General features: G+C 70.6%; 4 protein-coding genes. All 4 read right to left on the reverse strand.

Going from position 1 to position 3,359, the window contains the following annotated elements; all coding sequences use genetic code 11:
- Nucleotides 1–122: 122 nt before the first annotated feature.
- Nucleotides 123–671 carry a hypothetical protein gene (locus D183_RS0108375; protein WP_017908610.1) on the reverse strand — a complete coding sequence of 183 codons (549 nt, stop codon included), beginning with the start codon at nucleotides 669–671 and terminating at the stop codon, nucleotides 123–125.
- A 31-nt stretch (nucleotides 672–702) separates the two neighbouring features.
- Nucleotides 703–2,169 (reverse strand): amidophosphoribosyltransferase, encoded by a 1,467-nt coding sequence (gene purF, locus D183_RS0108380; RefSeq protein ID WP_017908611.1) that lies wholly within the window; start codon nucleotides 2,167–2,169, stop codon nucleotides 703–705.
- Between the two features lie 28 nt (nucleotides 2,170–2,197).
- Nucleotides 2,198–2,959 (reverse strand): CvpA family protein, encoded by a 762-nt coding sequence (locus D183_RS0108385; RefSeq protein WP_017908612.1) that lies wholly within the window; start codon nucleotides 2,957–2,959, stop codon nucleotides 2,198–2,200.
- A 95-nt stretch (nucleotides 2,960–3,054) separates the two neighbouring features.
- The coding region (locus D183_RS24305) for an SPOR domain-containing protein (protein WP_039726599.1) at nucleotides 3,055–3,359 on the reverse strand (305 nt) is incomplete at its 5' end.

The raw sequence follows: 3,359 nt of genomic DNA on the forward strand, positions 1-3,359 counted from the left end.
CGCGGCCGGCACCGCGAGCGCGCCATCACGCCAGGCCGCGGCATGGCGCTGGGTCAGCGCCACCTTCTCGTCGGGGTCGGCGGCGTCCAGGCAGGCGCGCGCGGCCCGGTACAGGTCGCCGTTCACGGCGCCGCCTGCGGATGCGCTGCTGCCTGGCGCCGTTCCAGCCAGGTGCGCTGGGCCTGCTCGCAGCGGTTGCCGGGCACCTTGAACACGCAGTCCACGCGATGTGCGCAGGCCAGGGCGAAGGCGCTGCGGCGGTCGGCCGCGGGCGGTTCGGGGATGCTCGCCAGCGGTGCGCTCGACGGCCAGCCGGCGTCGACGCCGATACCGGCGGCAAGCAGGCGCGACGTGCCGTCGCGGCAATCGACGGCATACCCCCACTGCGGCGCATCGGCGCGCACGTCGTCGGAGGAGCGCTGCGCGCGCAGGCGCAGGAGCAGCAGGTCCTCGCCGATGCGCTGCGCGCCGGCGATCGCCAGCGGTGCGCGGTAGCCCGGCTGCAGCACCGCCAACTGGTCCGGGGCCATGTACAGCTGCAGCATGGTCAACTGCGCACTCGGCACGCTGCCGTCGCGCAGGCGCGGATCGTCCAGCGCCTGCACCGGCCGCGTGGCGTCGTCAGCAGTACAGCCGCCGAACAGCGCCGCCAGACCCGCCAGCGCGAGCATGCGCCGCGCCCGGGCGCGGCGGCGGCGGGACTCAGGCACGGCGCTTGCGCTTGGCCTCGTCCGAGCGCAGCTGCATGATCCGCTCGAAATAGCCGGGTTCGATACCGGTGGTGTACTGGCCGTTGAAGCACGAGGAGTCGAACGCCTTCAGTTCCGGGTTGCCCTCGCGCACCGCGGTCTCCAGGTCTTCCAGGTCCTGGTAGATCAGCCAGTCGCAGCCGAGGAATTCCTGGATCTCCTGCTCGCTGCGGCCATGCGCGACCAGTTCGTCGGCGGCCGGCATGTCGATGCCGTAGATGTTGGGATAGCGCACCGGCGGCGCGGCGCTGGCCAGGTACACCTTGCGCGCGCCGGCGTCGCGCGCCATCTGCACGATCTGCCGGCTGGTGGTGCCGCGCACGATCGAGTCGTCGACCAGCAGCACCACGCGGTTGCGGAATTCCAGGTGGATCGGATTGAGCTTGCGGCGCACCGACTTCACCCGCTCGCCCTGCCCCGGCATGATGAAGGTGCGGCCGATGTAGCGGTTCTTGACGAAGCCCTCGCGGTACTTCACCCCGAGCACGTTGGATATCTCCAGCGCGGCGTCGCGCGAGGTGTCCGGGATCGGAATGATGGTGTCGATGTCGTGGTCCGGGCGCAGGCGCAGGATCTTCTCGCCCAGCTTCATGCCCATGCGCATGCGCGCCTTGTGCACCGAGACGTTGTCGATCATCGAGTCCGGCCGCGCGAAGTACACGTACTCGAAGATGCACGGGGTGTGGTCGGTGGGCGAGGCGCAGACCTCGGAGAACAGCTCGCCGCGGCCGGTGATCACCAGCGCTTCGCCGGGGCGCACGTCGCGCACGCGGGTGAAGCCGAGGATGTCCAGCGCCGAGGACTCGGAGGCGACGATGTACTCGTCGCCCTCCACGCTCTCGCGCTTGCCCAGCACCAGCGGACGGATGCCGTGCGGGTCGCGGAACGCGACCAGGCCCAGCCCCAGCACCACGCTGACCACTGCGTAGCCGCCCTTGCAGCGGCGGTGCACGCCGGCCACGGCGCGGATCGCCGCCTCCGGGGTCAGCATGCGCTGCGCGTCGAGCTCGTAGGCGAACACGTTCAGCAGCACTTCGCTGTCCGAATCGGTGTTGATGTTGCGGCGGTCGGCCTCGAACACCTGCTGGCGCAGGGCTTCGGTATTGACCAGGTTGCCGTTGTGGGCCAGCGCGATGCCGTACGGCGAATTCACGTAGAACGGCTGCGCCTCGTCCATGCCTTCCGAGCCGGCGGTCGGATAGCGGCAATGGGCGATGCCGACGCGGCCTTCCAGCACCGCCATGCGCCTCTCGTCGAAGACGTCGCGGACCAGCCCGTTGGCCTTCTGCACGCGCAGACGGGTACCGTCGGCGGTGGCGATGCCCGCCGCGTCCTGGCCGCGGTGCTGCAGCACGGCCAGGCCGTCATAGAGTTGCCCGGCCACGTTCTGGTTGCCGACGATTCCGACGATGCCACACATGTCAACGCTCTCCGCGGCGGGGATGCCGCTATTGGGAAGGTGGCCGTGCCTGGCCGTTGGGTTCGACCCGTGCCGGGTCGAATTGCGCCGGACGCGCCTGCGCCGGATCGATGTTCGCGGGCATCAGTTGCGACGGGTCGCCCCCGGGCTGCGCGGACCGCACCCCGGGACGTCCCAGGGCCTTGGACATCATCTCCTGCAGCCCACTGGCCTGCAGGGCGTTGCCCAGCGCGGCATTATCGCCTGCCGCGGGCAAGTTGCCCAAATTCATCTGCGACACGTTCAGTTGCGGCATCTGCGACAGGTTCATCTGCGGCATCTGCGGCATGTGCCAGTCCGGTATCTGCGCGCGCATCCAGCCCACGCCCGGCTTGAGCACCGGCAACACCATGGAATGCTGCCAGTCCGGCTCGCGGGTCAGCGGGGTGAAGCTCATCAGGAACGCCAGCACCGCGGCGAAGAAGCCGCCGCGCGCCGCACCCAGGCCGAAGCCGAGCGCGCGGTCGGTGCCCGACAGCGCGGTCGAGCGCACCGCGGTGCGGATCACCATGCCGGTGATGCCGACCACCGCCATCACCGTCACGAAGGTCAGCGCGTAGCCCCCCAGGTAGTAGCTCATGCTCGGCCGGGACCCGTTGGCCAGCCACTGCCCGGCATTGCCGCCGAACTGGAACGTGGCCCAGCCGGCCAGGAACCAGGACAACGTGCCGACCACGATGCCGACGAACCCGCGCAGGGCCCCGAGCAGGGCCGAGACCAGGATCACCGTCAACAGCACCATGTCGATCATGCGCGCCTCCCGCGGCCGAGCCGCTGCATCGCGCCGATCGCGCGTCGCGCCTGCCTTCCCTGGACCATCGTGCTACTCCATGGGCCGAAGCCCGATCAAGGATGTGGACGTACCATACCGCTGATACCGACCTTGGCTGCCACCTGGGCGCGCAACTGCTCGGCATCGGCGCGGTTGGCGACCGGGCCGACCCGCACCCGGTTCAGCGCGCCCTTGTCGGTGCGCACCTGCTCGACGAAGGCGCTGAAGCCGGCCGCGCGCACCTTGTCGCGCAGGGCATTGGCGTCCTCGGCCTTGCCGAACGCGCCCAGCTGCACGGCGAAGCCGGTGCCGGAAGCGGCAGGCGCGGCGGGCACGCTCGGCGCCGGCTTGGCGGCCGCCGTGGTGGCCGGGGTGGCCA

It is taken from the genome of Xanthomonas sp. SHU 199 (genome assembly GCF_000364665.1).
In the GTDB taxonomy this organism is placed as follows: Bacteria; Pseudomonadota; Gammaproteobacteria; order Xanthomonadales; family Xanthomonadaceae; genus Xanthomonas_A; species Xanthomonas_A sontii.

Coding starts and splice junctions, on each gene's coding strand:
- purF (WP_017908611.1), bottom strand. CDS start 2,169: ATGTGTGGCATCGTCGGAATCGTCGGCAACCAGAACGTGGCCGGGCAA.
- D183_RS0108375 (WP_017908610.1), bottom strand. CDS start 671: ATGCTCGCGCTGGCGGGTCTGGCGGCGCTGTTCGGCGGCTGTACTGCT.
- D183_RS0108385 (WP_017908612.1), bottom strand. CDS start 2,959: ATGATCGACATGGTGCTGTTGACGGTGATCCTGGTCTCGGCCCTGCTC.